Raw genomic sequence first — 17,033 nt, 5'->3', positions numbered from 1 at the left:
AGGGCGAGCCGCAACGCGGCGAGCGAGCATCATCGCGGGTGAGCTCGACCGCTGAGGCGCCATGAGGCCGAGCAAGGCGACACCCCCACGATGCCGCAGGCGCCGGCTACTCTTCAGGGCCCTCTGCAAGCATCAGCCGGTAGTGGTCCCGCAGCCGCTCCAGCAGATCCAGCAACTGGATGCGTTCTTCATCGGAAAGGCAGCCGTCGATCCGTTCGCAGACCACGGCGTGGATGGGCTTCACCTTGTCCTGGAACGCGTCCCCTTTGGGCGTCAGGCGGATGCGGCTGCCCCTCCGGTCCCGGGGGTTCTCGCAGCGTTTCACCAGCCCCTGGCCGGTCAGGCGGTTCACCAGCCGCGGCACATCGGCGTTGCGGAAGATCATGCGGCCTTTGATCTCGCCGATCAGGTAGCCCTCCTTCGGACCGCCTTTGAGGATGCGCAGCACGTTGAATTGCTGATCCGTTATCTCGGCCTTCTTGAAGACCTGCTCATCCAGGATCCTGGAAACATACTCCCGCGTGAGCAGCAAGGCCAAGGCCACCTCGTGTCCGGGTTCGATGGGTTTGCTGATCTTGAGTTCTTCGCGCAGGCGCATGGCTCCTAAAGAGTATCTGAAGATTGGGATATAAAAATAGATGTTGCAACATCTATTTTAAAACCTAGACTGTATCTGGCCCCTTGGCCTCCTTCGGAGTCACGCATGCGCGCAGCCCTCAATCCTTTACGCCTCGTCCTGCCGGCCCTGCTGCTGGCGGCCCCGGCCTTCGCCACCGACACCTACAAGATCGATGCCTCCCATTCCGAGGTCGGATTTAAGGTCCGCCACCTGATTTCCCGGACCGCGGGACGGTTCACGAAGTTCAACGGGACGATCCAACTCGATGAACAGCGCATCGAAAATTCGAACGTGTCCGTGAGCATCGACGTCGCCAGCATCAACACGGACAACGCCAACCGCGACGGCCATCTGCGATCGGCGGACTTTTTCGATGCCGAAAAATTCCCCGCCATCACCTTCAAGAGCACTTCGGTCAAGGAGGTCTCCAAAGGCCATTTGCAGGTCACCGGCGATTTCACCATGCACGGCGTCACCAAGAGCATCACCATCCCCATCACCAGCCTTGGCGGCATGGCCACCCCCTTCAAGGATTTCCGCGCGGGTTTCGAAGGCAGCCTCAAGCTCAACCGCCAGGATTTCGGCGTGAAATGGAACAAGACCCTGGATGCCGGCGGAACCATGCTCAGCGATGACATCGACATCAACCTCGCCATCGAGGCGGTCAAGCAGGCGCCCGAAGCGAAAAAATGACGTCGCGGATCAGAACGATTCCCGCAGCCGGAGGTAGCTGGCGAAGCGGGGCAGCCCGCTGCGCGTGAGTCCGCGGTAGGTGTAGGTGATGGTGGCACTGACGGCAGGCGGGTGCTTCCGATCCTGATCACTGAAGCCGGTGCCAATGTCGAAACGCCTGCCTTCGGGCGTTTCCACGCGAAGGGCGCCAAGCAGGCCCTTGTGCTTGCCCCTCCCGGCAATGTGCCCGACGACCACCGCCTCGGTGTCCATCAGGGGTTTGAGCTTGAGCAGGACGTCGCTGCGGCCCGTAAGGTAGGGCGCCTCCGCCAGGTGGAGCATCAGGCCTTCACCGCCGCCGCGGACGACCTCGTCGAGCCTCGCCTGCAGCGTCCTGCGGTCCTTGACGGGGCTCTGCGGGACGGCCACGAGCTGAGGCCAGCGGGCTGCGGCCGCGACTTCCTGGAGGCGCTGCGCCCGTTCGGTGAAGGTGCCAGGGGCGTCCGGAAGCTCGAAGACCATATACCTGATCTGCCGCCATTCCTCCTCCACGGGTTCCGATTTGCGCACGAAACCTGACAGCTCCTCAAAGCGCCCCCGGCCCAGCCAGAGTTCGCCGTCCAGGGCCTGAGCCGGAAGCCGGTCAAGGAACCAACGCGGCGCTCGGACCTCCCGGCCGCTGCGGAAGCGGAGCAGCCTGCCATCCCACATCGCGCGGACGCCATCGTATTTTTCGCTCACAAGGTATCTAGCCGGGTCCACGTGCGGACCCAGCACGTTGGCCAGGAGCATGGACGGCGCGGGTTTCTGCTGCGGAGCGGAAGCCGGGCTTCCGGCCATCGCGGGAAGGAGCGCCGCCATCAGGAGGAAGCTGAAGATCGATGGTTTCCTGGATGCTTCCATAAGCACCTCGCGAGGATCGAACGGATGGTTTCCGAGGAGTGTGGGTGCATTGCCCGAAGAAGGAAAGCGCCGGCCAGGGCCCGTCCGGTTCGCCGCAGGGCCGCCAAGGTCCGCGGATTAAACTAGCGAGGTCGAGAAAATGTGACGGAAGTCGCTGATCCCGGCACTCCGCAAAGGGCCCAGATGGTTTCACCGGGGCGAAACCGGCCGGTGGTTTTGAACCGCCGCTCGGGACGTCTCTCGATCAGCACAGGCCTCCCACATCGATCGGCCAGGAAAGCGCTGGCCACTCCGCAACGGCGCTACGCCGTCCTTGCCGGCATAAGCAGCCCTAACGGACTGGCCAGGAAAGCGCTGGCCACTCCGCAACGGCGCTACGCCGTCCTCGCCGGCATAAGCAGCCCTAACGGACTGGCCAGGAAAGCACTGACCACTCCGCAACGGCTGCTAAACTAACGGTGGCGAGCTGGCCCCCCCCCCCCCCCCGCAACCCCCACCCAGGGCGTGCCCCCCCCCCCCGGGGCCCCCCAAACCAGCGCTACCGCGAGCGAGCTTATGAACCATCCTCTTCCTCCCGAGACAGCCGACCATGCTTTGGCAACCGGAGAGCGCCTGCCAAAAAGCGAGCGCACCGAATTCAGCCCTGAAGCCGTGGCGGAAATCCAGGCCATCGCCGCGAAATACCCGGACAAACTGGCGGCCACGCTGCCTGCGCTGTACATCGCACAGCGGGATTTCGGGTTCGTGAGCCTGGATGCCATGAAAGCCGTGGCCCGGGCCCTGTCCATTCCCGAAGGCCATGTGTTCGGGGTGGCCAGTTTCTACACTCTGTACCAAAAAAAGCCCGTGGGTAAATTCCACTTGCAGGTCTGCACGAACATCAGCTGCGCCCTGAATGGCAGCGCTGAATTCCTGGAGAAGGTGTGTAAGAAGACTGGCTGCAAACCCGGTGGCGGCCCTTCCCCTGACGGGATGTGGAGCGTAGAAGAAGCTGAATGCCTGGCTTCCTGCGCCAGCGGGCCTTGCATGCAGGTGAACACCGACGTCTACGATGAGAACATTGACGATGCCAAGCTGAATGAAATTCTCCAGGCCTGCGAGCGCGGAGAATACCGGGAATGGGCCAAATAGGCGGGATGCGGAGATAACAAAATGGCGAACTTTCGCACCAAGCCCGACCACCAGCGGTACACCTTCGAAGGCTTCGGCACCGATAAATATCCGAACCTGATGCTCCGGGGCGCCGGGGACCTGAACAACTGGCCGATGTCCGTTTATGTCTCGAAACATGAGGGCTACGTGGCGGCTAAGAAGGCCCTTCAAATGGAGCCCGTGGCGGTCACCGAAGAAGTGAAGACTTCCGGCATCCGAGGCCGCGGCGGCGCTGGATTCCCAGCCGGCCTGAAATGGTCCTTCATGCCCAAGGACACCCCCGAGCGGAAGGTGACGCGCTATGTGGTGTGCAATGCGGACGAAGGCGAACCGGGCACCTACAAGGACCGGGCCATCATGGAGTACAACCCGCACCAGGTCATCGAAGGCATGCTCATCGCGGCCTGGGCCATGCAGTGCCAGATGGGCTTCATCTATGTGCGCGGCGAATTCCTCTGGCTCATTGAAAAGATGGAGCACGCCATCCAGGAGGCCAGGGACGCAGGGTTCCTGGGCAAGGACATCCAGGGCACCGGCTGGGACTTCGACCTCATCGTCCACCGCGGCGCCGGCGCCTACATCTGCGGCGAGGAAACGGCGCTGCTCAATTCGCTGGAGGGGCGCCGCGGCGAACCCCGCGTGAAACCGCCCTTCCCCGCCGTCAAAGGCGCTTTTGGACAACCCACGACCATCAACAACGTCGAAACTTTGGCAGCGGTGCCGGCGATCCTGCGCATGGGCGGCGCCGAGTTCGCCAAGATCGGCCGGCCGAAAAACACCGGCACCCGCGTGTTCGGCCTCAGCGGCCACGTCAAGCGGCCCGGACTCTATGAACTGCCCCTGGGCCTGCCTTTGGACTTCATCATGAACGACCTGGCGGGCGGCTCCAGCACCGGGAAGAAGATCAAGGCCGTCATCCCCGGCGGCGCCTCGGCGCCGGTCTTCAGCGAGAAGGAATTCGGGACGCTCATGGATTTCGACAGCGTGCGCGACGCGGGTTCCATGGCGGGCTCCGGCGGCATCATCATGTTGGACGAGGACACCTGCATGGTGCAGGCCTGCCTGCGCCTGATCCGGTTCTACGCCCACGAGAGCTGCGGCCAATGCACACCCTGCCGCGAGGGCTGCAACTGGATGGAGATGATCCTGCACCGCATCGAGCACGGCCACGGCCGCATGGAGGACCTGGACCTCCTGGCGAGCATCACGCCCAACATCGCAGGCAAGACGCTCTGCCCCCTCGGCGATGCCGCCTGCGGCCCCATGGACTCCATGCTCCAGAAATTCCGACCCGAATTCGAGCACCACATCACCCACAAGACCTGCATGGTGAACGGCCATCAGTTATTGGCGAAGGTCGGGGCGCACTGATCTTTAGGCCGTAGGCGCTGGGCTGTGGGCTGCAGGCCAAAGCGAAAGGCCCCGCATCGCGGGGCCTTTTTTGTCTTGCCCACAGCCCACTGCCTACGGCCTGCTTCCCCATTCCGGGATCTGGAATTCCCCGGAGTGCGGATTCCGAAATCCGGCACATTGCCCGAACATTCTCTTCAGACGGGGGGATTTGCGCGCTGGCATGATCCTGGCTGCCTGGTCTAAGCTCTGCTGACCCCCATGACTCAAATCGAACCCTCAAATCCCAATCCTGGTGACGACTTCATGTCCTTGAATGGACCCATGGAGCACCTTCGTCTCGTGCTGGAACATATGCCGGTGCTGCTCTGCGCCTTCGATCAGAATGGGGGATCCCTTTACTGGAACCACGAAGCCGAAAGCGTCTCTGGTTGGACATTCGAGGAGCTTCGGGGAGCCCCGGATTTTCCATACGTCCTCCCCGTCATCTATCCGGACAGTGGCTACCGCGAGCAGATCATGGCGGAATGGGCCCTCCGGGGGAACCAGTACCGGAATTGGGAACTGGAATTGACCCGCAAGGATGGCGAGAAGCGTGTTTTGGCCTTCTCATCGGTTTCAGACTTGGCCCCCATCCCTGGCTGGGCCTCCTGGAGCATAGGCGTGGATGTGACTGAACGGGTGCGGGCCCAGGAAGCCATCAACCAACTGGTGGCGGGTGTGGCCCACGAAATCCGCAATCCGCTTTTTGGCATCAGCGCCACCTTCGAAGCCGTCCAGGCCTCGTTGAAAGGAAGGCCGGACCTGGAGCCCCACTGCGGTTTTGAAGGTTGAAATCGAAAGGCTCCGAAACATGTTGAGCGATCTGACGGACCTCGGCAGGCCCGTGGTCCTGAGCCCTCATGCTTTCGACCTGGACTGTTTCCTGGCAACGGCCTTTCAATTGCTGCAGCAATCAGCCCTAGATTCGAGCCTGAAGTTCACCATTGAGCTGCCAGGTAATCCCATCCAGGTCTTCTGGGATCAAGGCCGGGTCCGGCAGATCCTGGACAACCTGATGCACAACGCCATCCAGCACAGCCCCAAAGGCGGCGAAATCCGGGTGGAGGTGCGCGATGCAGTGACCGAGATCCAGCTGCGCTTCCAGGACCAGGGCCCCGGCTTCGCCCCAGAGGATCTTTCCCGCGCCTTCGAGCCCTTTTTCTCGCGGCGCCAAGGCGGGACAGGGCTCGGATTGGGCATCGCCAAGAAATTTGCCGAAGCCCACGGAGGTTCTCTGCGCTGCGCGAATGCTCCGGAGGGGGGCGCCATCCTTGAATTGAGCCTTCCCATTTTCTCTGGCCGGGAGTAACCCCATGCGACGCCCCAACATCCTGCTGGTGGATGACGAGCCCTCCATCCGTTTCGGCATCCGCGAATACCTTTCCGGCAGCGGCTTCGAAGTGGCGGAAGCGGCGACCGTAGCCCAAGCCCTCGACACCGCAGCAAAATTCCCGGCGGATCTGGTCCTCACGGATTTTCGGCTGCCCGATGGGGACGCGCTGGACCTCATGCCCAAACTGCGTGCCCGTGACCCCGGTCTACCCATCATCCTGATCACGGGCTTCGGCACCGTGGAGATGGCGGTGAAAGCCATGCAGTTGGGCGCGGATCACGTCTATACCAAACCCGTGGAATTACCCATGCTTGTTGCCCAGATCCAGCGCCTGCGGAGCAGCGCCGGGCAACGCGCCGCGGGCCAGAACGCACCAGCGCCCCGCACCTGGTCCCTTACAGCCCGCCCCCCGGCCCGTCTCTCCGGACAGGGAGGCTAGCTGGGGACGCCAAAACGGGTCGCAGGTTCAGCCCTGAACTGCGGTGATTTCACGCAGTGCTGGATGCCGAGCTCTTCGAAAAAGGCGCCTTCACCGGGCCAGCCAAGCCAAAGCTGGCCTGTGGAAGTCGCCCACCAGGCACCGTTCTGACGAGGCGAACGCCATTTGAAGGTTCTGGAAGAGGGATGCCTGCGCCGCCTTGGGGATACCAAAGAGCGCAGGGTGGACTTCCGCTTGATCTCCGCCACCCACCAGAACTTGAATGCGCTGATCGAAAAAGGGCAGTTCCGGGAGGACCTCTACTACCGGCTCAACACAGTCCAGCTCAGGTTTCCGGCCTTGCGGGAACGCGCGGAGGATATACCGGCCCTGGCCCAGGCAATGCTTGAGAACCTCGCTTCGGATATGGGCCGCGCCCCACCCATCCTTCCCACCCGATCTGCTGCGTCCCATCCCTGCGCCATTGCGACTCGCATGCCCTGGAGCGGGCGCTCGTATTGAGCGATGGCGATTCCCTGGAACCGGGCGATGTGCTCCCCGCGAATCCAATCTCCATGGGTTTCTTGGCGATCCGCACCACCGCCATCCCCAGTTTCAAGGAAGCCGAAAAACAGTTGCTGCAGGCTGCGCTCAGGGAAACAAAAGGCAGTGTCCCCGCGGCCGCCAAACTCATTGATCTGCCCCTCAGCACCTTCTACGACAAGATGAAAAATCTGGGAATCGCGGCGAAACCCAATTCATCATCCTAAACAAAACAACTCAACCACCCTGAACCTAAAGGAGACTCTCTTGAGCCAAGGAATTCGCATCACACAAAGCCAGCTGGCCCGTCCGAGCCCATTGATCCAACCGGACCAACTCATCACGAACTTCCATTCGGCCATAGATAAGATTGTAAAACACACAGGAGAGCTGTTTCCCCATGATCGAACCTGCTCCATCGAGTTTGAAGGAAACGACCTGTTGCAGATCTTGGCCCAGGAAGGCGCTAGGAATATCCGTTTCTACTTCGCGCTGCATCTGAAGGATTACCCAGGGAAGAAGAAGGACCACAGCACAGGCCAGATCAAGCCCCATCTCACCCTGATCGCAGTAGGGATTGATGACCAGGGGAATGAGATGCGTCCCGCCTCAAAGGTTCTTCCGCCACAAGTGCCTAAGAAGGCGAAGGCCGGCCAGACAGGCGCAGGAATCCTTTTCGAATATGGTTTTCCCTGTCCTCCCGATTGCTGAGCGGAACTAGGCTTTGTTCTGGACCATCCTCGTCTCCCTCGCCCCGATGCTTCCGCTCGCCGCCGCCATCGGGGCGGGGCTGGCGGGCTGGGGCCGCCTGGACCGGAGCTTGCGGATGGTTTGGGCAGCCGCCCTTCTCGCCCTGCTGTCCACCCTGCTGATCGAGGGGCTTCGCGCCAGCCACCTCCACAATGTGCGGGTCGCGAATCTCTATGGGCTTTCGTTGGGGCTATGGCCTGTGGCGATGGGCCTGCGGGGTCCCCGGCTGCGATCAGGATTCATGATCGCCGCTGCGGGCCTGGCGGGCCTCTGGGGCTTCTTCATGGTCCGCGCCGGGACCCTGCGCGTCTTCAACGGCCCAGCGCTCAGCGCCTGCAATTTCGTGGTGCTCTGTTGCGTCCTGGCCGATCTGGCGGCCATGCTGCTCGCCCGGCGTGGCCCCCTGCGCCGGGAACCCTGGTTCTGGGTGCATGTCCACCTGCTCATCTACATGCCCGCAATCTTGATACTGCTGGCACTGAGCAACCAGCTTTTCAAGGCGGGACTCCACTATTTCCGGATCGCATGGACCTTCAACGCGGCTGTATCCTTCGTGGCCTATCTGGTCCTCTGGCGGGGTTTCAAATGTCAGACCCGCGCCTAGCGCGCCCTTACGGAGCCGCCAGCGCTTTTCTGGCGGGTCCGTTAGGGACGTTCGTGTCGCCGGGCGACTTAGAAGGATTCTGGGTCTTCGTGGTGGGCACCGCCGCCCTGCTGCTCCTGGCCGGGGCCCTGCTCGTCTTCTTGTTCATCCACGATCGCCGCATGGAAAAGGCGGAGCGGGATAGGCTCGAAGCCCTGGCTGCCACGGCCGCCCAGTACCAAGCTTTGGCGGACCACAGCCCGGACCTGATCCTGCGTCTGGACGCGAAGGGGGCGATCGTGCTCGCCAACGCCCGGGCCGCCGCCCAGTTCGGCAGCGGGGCGTTATCCATCGAACCTTGGAAAGGGTTGGCCCGCAAGGTTCTGGAGGAGCGCCGGCCCGTGGCTGATGAAGTGCGGGTGGGCGCGGGCATGGACTTGCGCATTTTCGAGGTGCGCGCCATCCCCGAGCCCATTGGACCCATTGGGCCAGGTGGCGCAACTGCGCTGCTGCTGGGCCGAGACCTAACGCGAGAGCGGGAGTTGCAGGCCCAGCTGCACCAAAGCCAGAAGCTGGAGGCTCTGGGCACGCTGGTGGGCGGCGTGAGCCACGATTTCAACAACCTGCTCATGGCGGTGCTGGGGGCCGCCCAGGTATTGCAGTTGCGCAAAGAAGACCTCTCTGAAACCCAGGCGCGGTCCATTGATGTGATCCTCGATGCCGCGCGGCGGGGTCGGGACGTAGTCTCCCAGCTCATGAACTTCAGCCGCCGCACCGAACTTCAGCGGATTCCGCACACCCTGGACGTCCTGCTGCGCGAAGCCGAGGGCCTTTTCAACGTCGCCCTAGGGGACCGCAGCCGACAGGTGCGCCTCATCTGGAGCCCACGGCCTTCCCTGGAATCCCTGCGCCTGGACCCCGGGCAGATGGGGCAGGCCCTGTTGAATCTCGTGGTGAACGCCCGCGACGCAATTGAAGGTGAGGGACGCATCACGCTTTCCACCGGGCAGGACTTTCTGGATGATGGCCGCGCCCTGGCCCTGGGTGTGCCGCCGGGGTCGTACCAATTCGTGTCGGTGGAGGACACGGGCCGTGGCCTTCCCCCCGAGCTGTTGCCGCGCATCTTCGAACCCTTCTTCACGACCAAGGCCCCCGGCGAAGGCACCGGCCTAGGGCTGGCCGTGGTGCATGGCATTGCCAAAAGCCACGGCGGCGCGGTGGAAGTGCGCAGCGCTGAGGGCCAAGGCACGGACTTCAGGATCTGGCTGCCGGAGGCGTGAAGACTTGAATCCGGAATCGTGTTTCGGCGATCGGAACCGATTCCTTTTATCTCCGCATTAACCCGATCAGCGATGCAACCCCATCCTGGTGCGGCAATGTGCGTGAATTTCGCATAACCACTCTTCCGGTTTCCAGAACGATTCCGAAATCCGTAGGGGTTGGGCCTGCCTCGGCTATCGATGAAAACGGGCAGATAGAGCAATGACCGGGTTTTCGGCAATGAGGGAGTCTTGGCATGACCATCGCTGTATGGAGATCCAGGCAATCAACACAACTGAATTTAGGATCTGTCAACGATCCCGATCAAGGAGGCAGCATGCGTAAAAGTATCCACCTAGCAGGAAGGAAAATCTTCTTTCTCGGAACTCTCGGAATCCTCAGTTCGCTGGGTATTCAGGTGGGGTGCTCTGGGTCTTCATCCGCTATCCAACCGGCACCCCTTATCACCCTGACGGTCCAGGGTCCGGCCACCCTGCAAACTGGACAATCGGCCACCTACGCCGCCACGGTCACCGGGACTTCCAATACTTCGGTGCAATGGGGGTCGAGCAATGGCGCCATCACACAAGGGGGGACTTTCACAGCCCCTGCCCAGGCTGGGACCTCAATAATCACTGCGATCAGCCAAGCGGATTCCAGCAAATCCTCCACCATCGTCGTTCAGGTGACCCAGGCCAATCGCCCCCCCGAAGTCCCGGTGATTAATGGGCCGGTAACGGTGACAGTGGGGGTAGCTGCACAGTTCACGCTCCAATCTACAGACCCCGATGGGGGTGCCATCACCTTCAGTTGCAGTAGCCCCGGCGCCAGCGTTCAAGGTTCCAATTTGACCCTGATTGCACCCGCAAGTTATTCAGGGTCGACCCTCACGCTCCTGGTTATCGCGAGCGACAACAAAGGCTCGATTTCTGCCGCGGGTATGAAAACTGTGCAAGTACTATCCGCCGTTGCAGCGCCAATGATCACAAAACAACCATTAACCCAATCCGCCATTGAGGGTGCCAATGTGTCATTCACAGTGGAAGCTACGGGAACGGGTCCACTTTCCTACCAGTGGTTGCGGAATGGGGGCCAGATCTCAGGTGCAACAGCCATGACACTCAATCTTTCCTCGGTAGCGCTCTCCGACAACCAGGCTCACTTCTCTGTTCGTGTGACCAATGCTGGAGGATCGACCCTTAGCCAAGATGCGGTTTTGGCTGTACAAGCCATCATTGGGGCCCAATGGCAATTAGTCTCAGGGTCTGCGCCCGCACGAATTTTCCACCGTTCAATACTCCTTCAGGACGGTAGGGTTCTTATTCTCGGGGGCCAGAAGATATGGTCGGCTTTTGATCCTAATGCTCCCGCTAGCTATGAAACCTCTATGGTGGTTTTTAATCCCATCACAAGAACTTACGCCATCGTTGGCTCAATGCCACGGCTGATGGACGGTTCTTACAGCTTGGTGCTTGGCCTGAATGGGAAGGTTTATCTGTTTGGCGGACATGGACCCGATGCCGATGCGTCCCTCGGAAGGGATGTGCTTGAAATCGACCCCGTCACTTTCACTGTGACTACCATGGGCCAACTTGGAGTCAAAAGGTTGGGTCCAATTGCTATGCTCCTGCCGAGCGGCCGCATTTTAGTTGCCGGGGGATGGCCAAGCGCAATGAGCGGTACGAACGCTAACCTGAGTTTTGAAGTATTTGATCCAGTAAGTCATTCGGTAACGTCCATAGGGGTACTTCCTTTCCCAATTTACAATCAAGAGGCTATAAATTCTGCGGTAAGGCTGACGGATGGGCGAATCTTGATGGTTGCAAATGATGTTCAACCGATAAAGCGTTCAGCACCTATTAATTCGGATAAAACGTTATTATTCGCTGAATCGGGCAGTAGTGTTCAAGTCTCCTTTGGGCCCACCCTATCGGCACCCAGGCGCTATACGAACGCGATCAAGTTGATGAATGGGCAAGTGGTTGTGGCAGGTGGCAGGGATGCTGGGGGTAGCCCCGTGGCCACCGTGGATGTCTTCGATGCAGCAGCAACCAATCGAACAGCCACGTGGGCAATGGGTACTCCCAGGAGTTCTGCCTTGCTTGCACCCCTTCCTGGAGGCTGGCTCCTTGTGACAGGAGGCTTAGATTTCTCAGGCAATATCGGGTTCTCGAGTTCTGCCTTATTGAATGTGCAAAACGGATCGCTGTTTGTCTCTAGCTCAATGCACAACGTTCGGGCTGCTACCGAGTTGATCATCCTCTCCGATGGCAAGCCATTCATCTTTAGTGGAATAGATAATGCCGATGCATTGATTTCAACTGGCGAAATATTTGAATAATAAAGTCAATTTATTTCATATTAACATCATTAAAATATTATATTTAGAACCCTAACCATGGAGTATGATTATGAACCAAGACAAAGCTTCGTGCAAAATTTCAGCCTTGGCACCAGGACTTCCTGCTGGCGCGCTCAGATGCCATGTCCTTCCGACGATTCTAATCCTCACCACCCTGCCGATGTCGGCTGCGTTGTTTCCGGCCGACGCTTCGAAAACAAATTCCCCCCTCACAAGTTTGGAAAGCCGCGTGGGATTACTTGCAAGCCCACGTTTCTCAAAGGTCCCACGCAACCAAGTCGTCTACTATCAACTGCGTTTGGCCGCTTTGAAACACGAGCAAGCAAAACTAACATCAGATGGAGGAAAGGAAATCCAGGCCGGGGAACAGGCGAAGGTTGAGGGAACAAGTCTCCAACCTAACTTTAGAAATTGATGCGCTGTTAAAAGAATTAGTTCGTCCGATCAACATTGAATCGGATACGGATTTTTTAAGCGTGTCGGTGTTGGACAAGGGCTTCAAATTCCAGAAGGATTACGGCAAGACAGAAAGCGTTTCCGAAGAACGAATCAAGGCAGCCGAGACGAGGCTCACTGCCGTAAAGGATGGGCTCAAGCTCGGCCCCAAGTACCCCGACTGGTGCAAAACGAATGTACCTGAGCAGATCAATTTACTTTTTGGTGAATTAAACTATCCGGACTGGAAAAAAGAGCAGATCCGGTTCGGTGCCACCGTGTTCTACCTCAGGAACCCGGTGTCATGTGCGGATCCCTTACCCTTAGAGCCTACCCTTCAGCGCATCGCTTCATCCCTTCGAAGCTCGATTTGTGGGACGGATTGATTCGCAGAATTTCCTTCTGGGTCGGGGTAGGGACCTCCATCGCCGAAGGGGCAAAGGACCAGAAACTCTCCGGCCCCGTCTATTCTTTCGGCCTGGGATATGACCTCAACCATGAGTTCACGCTTCAGGTGGGATCTTCCTCATACAAATTGGATGGTGATGGCCGAAGGCTGACAACGCTTACCTTCGGAATTTCTTTGAATGCGGAGCTCTGGAAGAAGCTACTGGGATCTTCCCTCACAGGAGACTAGGGTGGATTCGTTGGAGTGCTCACGATCCTGGGCCTTTACCGCCTACTTCGCGGCGCTGTACACCAGCGAGTAATACAGCACCTTGCTGAGCTTGGGGCTGCGGACGCTCACCTTGAGCAGCAGGGAGTCGCCGCTGGGAGACAAGGTGAATTCATTGGTGCGCTCGCCATCCTTGGCCTTGTAGGTCTGCACGATCTGCGATGGGCTGGCGGTGGCATTCACCCAGAAGGTTTCGCCGTCCTCGCGGGTCCAGGCGGTGCCGCCCTGCAGGGGCACGCGGACTGGCTTGCGGCCGTCGAACTGGATGCTGACACTCGTCGCATCATGGCTCAGGACCACCCGGCGATAGGCCGGATTCACATCCGAAAGGCGCTTCTCGGCGAAGCCCCGCATCAGAAAGGGGACGCCCTCGGCGGCCTGTTCGATGCCCTGGGGCAGATCGGGGGTCTGGCTCAGGAGGAAAGTCCCCGTGGGTGCCTTGAGGACGATAGGCGCGGGTTTGGCGGTCTCGGTGGCCATGAGCGCGGGGACGATGAGAAGGGCAGCGAAGATTTTCATAGGGGTCTCCCGAAATAGCGCTTGTCAGCACTCCAAAAGAATGTGAGCTTTTACTCACATCTGCCACTCGCATCCGCCATGAGCCCATCCAACCCATCCCAGATCCGCAAAACACCGCGCCAGCGCCGCTCGGCGGAAACCGTGGAGGCCATCCTCACCGCGGCTGCTCACATTCTGGAAAAGGAAGGCTTCGAGGCCGCCACCACCAACCGCGTGGCGGTGAAAGCCGGGGTGAGCATCGGCAGCCTGTACCAGTACTTCCCCAACAAGGAGTCCCTGGTCCGGGCGCTGAACGACCGGCATACCCGGGAGATCCTGGACCTTCTGCGCCGGCGGTTCGTGGAGGTCCAGGCTGCGCCCTTGGAGGACGCCGTGAACGCCATCGTCCGGGCCATGGTCGAAGTCCACCGCGTGAATCCGGCCCTGCACCGGGTGCTGGTGAACACCGTGCCCGGCATCGGCGGCCTGGCGGAAACACGGGCCGTGGAGGACGCCGCAAGGGACCTGCTGTCACGGTTCCTGGAGGCGCGCGCGGCCGAACTGCGGCCGATGGATCCGCATCTGGCCGCCTTCATGCTGGTCCACGCGGTGGAAGCCCTGACCCATGCCGCCGTGCTGGAGCACCCGGAGCTGCTGAAGGGTGATGTCTTCGTGGCGGAGGCCTCCCGGATGATCCTCGGCTATCTGCGGGGCGGGCCCGAAGCGCGCAGGTCGCGGCAGAACAAGTAGTGTTCCAGGTCCGTATCCGGCTCCAGGCGGATGGCCCGGCGCCGGCGCAGGAAAGCCAGAAACGAGAGGACGAACTGGAAACGCGGAACCGCCTGGTTCATGGAAGCCTCCGAAAGGGAATCAGGAAGCATCGGTTCCAGGGGCCGGGCGGCCACTCGCATTCGCAAAGCGAAGCCTGGCGCGGCTTGCGGCGTGGCCGCGGAGGCGCCCGCTCAGCTTCGCGCGCGCGGCACCATCTTCATGCCGTGCTTGGGCCGCAGCGTGAACAGCGGGTCTAGCACCACGGGATGGCCCGGCACCAGGCTCAAGCGCCATTTCTGCGCCAGCGTGGCGAGGATCAGGACGCCCTCCATCCATGCGAACGGCTCGCCGATGCAGTTGCGCGGCCCGTGGCTGAAGGGGAAATACGTGAACTTGTTGCGTGCGGCCTTCTGTTCCGGCGTGAAGCGCAAGGGGTCGAAGTGCTCCGGATCCGGCCACCAGCGTGGATCCCGATGCATGACCCACTCGGACAAGATCAGCAACGAATCCTTTCTGATGCGGTAGCCGCCCAGTTCGAAATCCTCCACCGCCTGCCGGCCGAAGCCCCACACCGGCGGCAGCAGGCGCATGGACTCGGCGAAGACCATCTCCGTGTAGTTCAGGGCCGGCACATCCTCGAAGGTGGGTGTGCGGCCCCGCAGCACCTCGTCCACTTCCGCGTGGAAACGCGCCTCCACGTCGGGATTCTGGCTGAGCAGATACCAGGTCCAGGTGAGCGCGTTGGCGGTGGTCTCGTGGCCCGCCAGGAAGAGCGTCATGGTCTCGTCGCGCACCTGCAGATCAGAGAACCGCGAGCCGTCCCCATCCTCGTCCCTGGCGGAAAGCAGCATGCCCAGGAGGTCCCCCTCCTCGGCGCCGGACTCGCGGCGCTCCCGGATGACGCGGTAGATGGTCTCGTTGAGGCGGCGGATGGCGCCTTCGATGCGCTTGGTGTAGGGCAGCGGCAGCTTCAGCAGGACCTGGGCGAAGGGATTGGTGAGCGCATTGAAGGCGCCGATGACGGTGGTGAGGGCTTCGCCGATCTCGTCGCTCTCCGCGCGCACGTCGCTCCCGAACAGCGTCTCCGCCACGATCGCCAGGGTGATGCCGGTCATTTCGTGGAAGAGGTCGATCGCCTGCCCGTCCTGCCAGGCCTCGCGCAGGCTAAGGGTGTGGGCCACCATCAGCTCCGCGTAGGTCGCGATTTTCCTGTGGTGGAAGGCGGGCTGCATCATGCGCCGCTGTTTGAGGTGGGCTTGGTCCTCGGAGGTGAGCAGGCCCTCCCCCAGCAGGATCTTCGCCCTTTGCAGGCCCAGGCCCTTCCGGACTTTCCTGGCCTGCGTCACCAGCACCTCGCGATTGAGGTCCGGGTGGTTCACCAAATGGAAATGGGAAGGCCCCATGCGGAAATGCGCCACATCCCCGTAGGTCCGGTGGAGTTCGGTGAAAAAGCCCAGGGTGTCCTTCCGCATCCGCAGAAGGTTGGTCCATGGAAGCGTGGGCTTGGGTCCGGGGGCGTAGGGCAGGGGCATGGAAAGCCGGGGAATGAATGAAGTCTCATGTCCCAAGTCCCAAGTCTCAAGTAAAAAAAACGCGCCTCGCGGCGCGCTCTGGGTTGCCTTGAGACTTGAGACTTGGGACTTGGGACTTGGACTTTGGACTTTGGACTCTCCCCCTACTTCGCCATCAGCGAATACATGATCGCCTTCTGCGCGTGGAGGCGGTTCTCGGCTTCGTCGTAGATGAGGCTGCGGGGGCCGTCGATGACTTCCTCAAGCACTTCGTAGCCGCGGTAGGCCGGCAGGCAGTGGATGAAAATGGCATCCTGTCCGGCGGCTTCCATCACGGCATTGTCCACGGTGAAGCCCTTGAAGGCGGCGATGCGCTCGGCCTTCTCCTCCTCCATGCCCATGCTCACCCAGGTGTCCGTGGCGACCACGTGCGCGCCCGCCACGCCTTCCATCACGTTGTCGGTGAGGGTCAGCGTCGTGCCCTGGGCCGCGTGGTCCTCCAGGGCCGCTTCGACGATGGCGGCGTTGCAGAAATATTTCGGATCCTTGGGCGTGATGATGGTGCAGTCCATGCCGGTCTTGCCGGTGCCCTGCATGTACGAGTGGGCCATGTTGTTGCCGTCGCCGATGTAGGCGAGCTTCAGCCCGGCCAGCTTCCCGAAGTGCTCCCGCACGGTCTGCAGGTCCGCCATGATCTGGCAGGGATGCTCGAGGTCCGTGAGGCCGTTGATGACGGGGATGGAGCCGTATTTCGCGAGATCCGTGACGGTCTGATGGGCGAAGGTGCGGGCCATGATGCCCTGCACGAAGCGGCTCATGACGCGCGCGGTGTCGAAGATGGGCTCGCCCCGGCCGATCTGGATGTCGCGGGAGGAGAGGAATTGCGCGATGCCGCCCAGCTGGTACATGCCCGTTTCGAAGCTCATGCGGGTGCGCGTGCTGGACTTCTCGAAGATCATCGCGAGGACCTGGCCCTTCAGCGCCTTGTTGAAGCGCTTGGGGTGCCGCTTCATCTCGTCGGCGATATCGAGCAGCTGCTTGATCTGCTTGGAGGAGTAGTCATTGATTGACAGGAAATGGGGCTGCCTGGCCATGGAACACTCCGAGAAGAACAGGATAGTTCATCACGGAAAGGCCCGTGAATCCAGCATTCAA

At 60.9% G+C, this 17,033-nt stretch carries 20 protein-coding genes; 15 read left to right on the top strand and 5 right to left on the bottom strand.

The features are described 5' to 3' along the window. Positions 1-106 precede the first annotated feature (106 nt). Positions 107-598, bottom strand: a complete 492-nt coding sequence (locus tag IPQ13_10525) for a winged helix DNA-binding protein (GenBank protein ID MBL0211328.1) — start codon at positions 596-598, stop codon at positions 107-109. 105 nt (positions 599-703) lie between these two features. Between IPQ13_10525 and IPQ13_10520 the strand changes: the two genes are divergently transcribed. Continuing rightward, positions 704-1,312, top strand: a complete 609-nt coding sequence (locus IPQ13_10520; GenBank protein MBL0211327.1) for a YceI family protein — start codon at positions 704-706, stop codon at positions 1,310-1,312. A gap of 9 nt (positions 1,313-1,321) precedes the next feature. On the opposite strand, the gene IPQ13_10515 is transcribed toward IPQ13_10520, so the two are convergent. Beyond that, positions 1,322-2,194, bottom strand: a complete 873-nt coding sequence (locus IPQ13_10515) for a DNA ligase (protein ID MBL0211326.1) — start codon at positions 2,192-2,194, stop codon at positions 1,322-1,324. 555 nt (positions 2,195-2,749) lie between these two features. Here IPQ13_10515 and IPQ13_10510 point away from each other — a divergent pair. The 13 genes from IPQ13_10510 (at position 2,750) to IPQ13_10450 (ending at position 12,808) form a co-directional block, all read left to right on the top strand. Next, positions 2,750-3,325, top strand: a complete 576-nt coding sequence (locus tag IPQ13_10510) for an NAD(P)H-dependent oxidoreductase subunit E (protein ID MBL0211325.1) — start codon at positions 2,750-2,752, stop codon at positions 3,323-3,325. A 21-nt stretch (positions 3,326-3,346) separates the two neighbouring features. Next, on the top strand, positions 3,347-4,717 hold the full coding sequence (nuoF, locus tag IPQ13_10505) for an NADH-quinone oxidoreductase subunit NuoF (GenBank protein ID MBL0211324.1): 1,371 nt from the start codon (positions 3,347-3,349) through the stop codon (positions 4,715-4,717). 303 nt (positions 4,718-5,020) lie between these two features. Then, on the top strand, positions 5,021-5,530 hold the full coding sequence (locus tag IPQ13_10500; protein MBL0211323.1) for a PAS domain S-box protein: 510 nt from the start codon (positions 5,021-5,023) through the stop codon (positions 5,528-5,530). 19 nt (positions 5,531-5,549) lie between these two features. After that, positions 5,550-6,047, top strand: a complete 498-nt coding sequence (locus IPQ13_10495) for an ATP-binding protein (protein MBL0211322.1) — start codon at positions 5,550-5,552, stop codon at positions 6,045-6,047. A 4-nt stretch (positions 6,048-6,051) separates the two neighbouring features. Continuing rightward, on the top strand, positions 6,052-6,510 hold the full coding sequence (locus IPQ13_10490) for a response regulator (GenBank protein MBL0211321.1): 459 nt from the start codon (positions 6,052-6,054) through the stop codon (positions 6,508-6,510). Positions 6,511-6,675: 165 nt separating this feature from the next. Beyond that, positions 6,676-7,011: a sigma 54-interacting transcriptional regulator gene (locus IPQ13_10485; GenBank protein MBL0211320.1), complete on the top strand. Its 336-nt coding sequence runs from the start codon at positions 6,676-6,678 to the stop codon at positions 7,009-7,011. Next, a complete protein-coding gene (locus IPQ13_10480) occupies positions 7,008-7,259 on the top strand; it encodes a hypothetical protein (protein MBL0211319.1) in 252 nt (83 codons plus the stop codon). Before IPQ13_10485 ends, IPQ13_10480 begins: the two co-directional genes overlap by 4 nt. Before the next feature lie 40 nt (positions 7,260-7,299). Beyond that, the gene (locus IPQ13_10475) at positions 7,300-7,743 is read left to right on the top strand and encodes a hypothetical protein (protein MBL0211318.1); all 444 of its coding nucleotides are present in this window, start codon (positions 7,300-7,302) and stop codon (positions 7,741-7,743) included. Positions 7,744-7,756: 13 nt separating this feature from the next. Continuing rightward, the gene (locus IPQ13_10470; GenBank protein MBL0211317.1) at positions 7,757-8,386 is read left to right on the top strand and encodes a hypothetical protein; all 630 of its coding nucleotides are present in this window, start codon (positions 7,757-7,759) and stop codon (positions 8,384-8,386) included. After that, entirely contained in the window at positions 8,368-9,645 is a 1,278-nt protein-coding gene (locus IPQ13_10465) for a PAS domain-containing protein (GenBank protein MBL0211316.1), read from the top strand. The genes IPQ13_10470 and IPQ13_10465 overlap by 19 nt, the downstream gene beginning before the upstream one ends. Before the next feature lie 236 nt (positions 9,646-9,881). Beyond that, entirely contained in the window at positions 9,882-11,966 is a 2,085-nt protein-coding gene (locus IPQ13_10460; GenBank protein ID MBL0211315.1) for an immunoglobulin domain-containing protein, read from the top strand. Between the two features lie 70 nt (positions 11,967-12,036). Continuing rightward, a complete protein-coding gene (locus IPQ13_10455) occupies positions 12,037-12,402 on the top strand; it encodes a hypothetical protein (protein MBL0211314.1) in 366 nt (121 codons plus the stop codon). Next, on the top strand, positions 12,365-12,808 hold the full coding sequence (locus tag IPQ13_10450; GenBank protein ID MBL0211313.1) for a hypothetical protein: 444 nt from the start codon (positions 12,365-12,367) through the stop codon (positions 12,806-12,808). Before IPQ13_10455 ends, IPQ13_10450 begins: the two co-directional genes overlap by 38 nt. Before the next feature lie 293 nt (positions 12,809-13,101). Here IPQ13_10450 and IPQ13_10445 read toward each other — a convergent pair whose 3' ends face one another. Continuing rightward, positions 13,102-13,617 (bottom strand): hypothetical protein, encoded by a 516-nt coding sequence (locus tag IPQ13_10445; GenBank protein MBL0211312.1) that lies wholly within the window; start codon positions 13,615-13,617, stop codon positions 13,102-13,104. A 78-nt stretch (positions 13,618-13,695) separates the two neighbouring features. Here IPQ13_10445 and IPQ13_10440 point away from each other — a divergent pair, with 78 nt between their 5' ends. Further along, positions 13,696-14,346, top strand: coding sequence for a TetR family transcriptional regulator (locus IPQ13_10440; GenBank protein ID MBL0211311.1), 651 nt, complete (start codon positions 13,696-13,698; stop codon positions 14,344-14,346). Positions 14,347-14,558: 212 nt separating this feature from the next. On the opposite strand, the gene IPQ13_10435 is transcribed toward IPQ13_10440, so the two are convergent. Both IPQ13_10435 and argF read right to left on the bottom strand, forming a co-directional pair. Further along, positions 14,559-15,899: a cytochrome P450 gene (locus tag IPQ13_10435; GenBank protein MBL0211310.1), complete on the bottom strand. Its 1,341-nt coding sequence runs from the start codon at positions 15,897-15,899 to the stop codon at positions 14,559-14,561. Between the two features lie 143 nt (positions 15,900-16,042). Next, complete coding sequence (gene argF, locus IPQ13_10430; GenBank protein MBL0211309.1) at positions 16,043-16,972, bottom strand: ornithine carbamoyltransferase; 930 nt, start codon at positions 16,970-16,972, stop codon at positions 16,043-16,045. Positions 16,973-17,033 lie beyond the last annotated feature (61 nt).

It is taken from the genome of Holophagaceae bacterium, assembly GCA_016720465.1.
Classification (GTDB): Bacteria; Acidobacteriota; Holophagae; order Holophagales; family Holophagaceae; genus JANXPB01.
This window is presented reverse-complemented; position numbering and strand designations above follow the sequence as displayed.